Origin of the sequence: Rhodococcus sp. PAE-6, from assembly GCF_025290685.1 — a bacterium.
Lineage (GTDB): Bacteria > Actinomycetota > Actinomycetes > Mycobacteriales > Mycobacteriaceae > Rhodococcus > Rhodococcus pyridinivorans.
Genome location: NZ_JAOCLZ010000247.1, coordinates 1 through 234, shown reverse-complemented (window position 1 = coordinate 234; position 234 = coordinate 1). Strand labels below are relative to the sequence as shown.

At 65.4% G+C, this 234-nt stretch carries 1 pseudogene; it reads left to right on the top strand.

The features are described from left to right. Nucleotides 1–31 precede the first annotated feature (31 nt). Nucleotides 32–234, top strand: a pseudogene (locus NVV99_RS26910) (PhoU family transcriptional regulator); the annotation flags it as partial.

Genomic DNA, 234 nt, shown 5'->3' with positions numbered 1-234 from the left:
GTACGACCTCCTGCGCGACGATCTTCGCGGGATGGCCGAACTCGCCGCGCAGATCGTCGCGATCCTGCGCGACGCGTTCACCGTCTTCGACCTCGAGACGATCAAGGGCACACACGCCATCGAGACCGTACTCGATGCGGTGCACTCGCGAATGCTCACCCTGCTCGAGAGCCCCGAATGGGTCGGCGTCTTACGGACCGCGGTCGACACCGCACTCCTCGCGCGTTGCTACTG